Genomic DNA, 1,112 nt, shown 5'->3' on the forward strand with positions numbered 1-1,112 from the left:
TTTTTGAAGTTCGTAAAGTTCCTAAAACCAAAAGCGTTGCGCTTAATGACTTTGATGAGATTGTTAGTAGCCTCCAGCTTGGCGTTGGAATAAGGAAGCGTTATTGCATTGATAATCTTGTCCTGGTCTTTGAGAAAGGTTGAAAAAACAGTCTTGAAGATAGGATTAACCTCCTTGATGGTATCTGAAATGAGGCCAAAGAAGTGCTCCACTTGCTTTTCTTGAAAATGAAAGAGAAGACACTGATAGAGTTCGTAGTGCTGTTTTAACTGGTCAGAGTAGCTCAAAAGATGTTTGACAATCTCGTGATTGGTCAAATGAGCGCGGAAGGTTGGACGATAAAATCGCTTATCACTGAGCTTTCGACTATCCTGCTGAATGAGCTTCCAATAACGCTTCAAAGCTCTATACTCGTGGGATTTACGGTCAAATTGGTTCATGATTTGAATGCGAAAACGGTTCATGGCACGGGATAAATTTTGAATGATGTGGAAACGATCAAGAACAATTTTTGCGTTGGGAAAGAGGGATTTGGCGATGTCGTAGTAGGGGCTAAACATGTCCATGGTAATGATTTTGACACGTCTACGAACCTTGAGAGAGTAGCGCATAAAGTGCTCTTTGATGACAGCTTGAGTTCGTCCGTCAAGGATAGCGATAATCTTGTTGGAGTCGAAATCTTGAGCGATGAAACTCATTTTTCCCTTTTTAAAAGCATACTCATCCCAAGACATGACTTGAGGCAAGTGGTTTAAGTCAGTTTGACACTCATGGCGGTCTAGCTGTCGATAAACCGTTGAGACGGAAACAGAGAGGTCATTTGCGATTTTGGTCATAGCCTCACGATTCATGAGTTTTTCAGTGATTTTGTGGTTAATGATGTTAGGAATCTGATGATTTTCCCTAACCAGGGACGTCTTAGCGACCGTCATTTTGCTGCAGGCTTTGCATTTGAAACGACGCTTTTTAAGGCGGATGAGAACCTTGAACCCCACCATTTCAAGGTAAGGAATCTTGCAAGGTTTCTGGAAATCGTACTTAGCCATCTGTCCTTGACAGGCAGGACATTTAGGAGGGTTGTAATCCAATTTGGCATGGTATTCTCTGTGAGT

The 1,112-nt window shown here is 41.9% G+C and carries 1 protein-coding gene; it reads right to left on the reverse strand.

The window, feature by feature from the left end; translation table 11 throughout:
* Positions 1 to 1,112: ISL3 family transposase (locus JOC31_RS09800; RefSeq protein WP_205017960.1), on the reverse strand; the 1,112-nt coding region annotated here is incomplete at both ends.

The organism is Streptococcus saliviloxodontae (assembly GCF_016908655.1).
Lineage (GTDB): Bacteria > Bacillota > Bacilli > Lactobacillales > Streptococcaceae > Streptococcus > Streptococcus saliviloxodontae.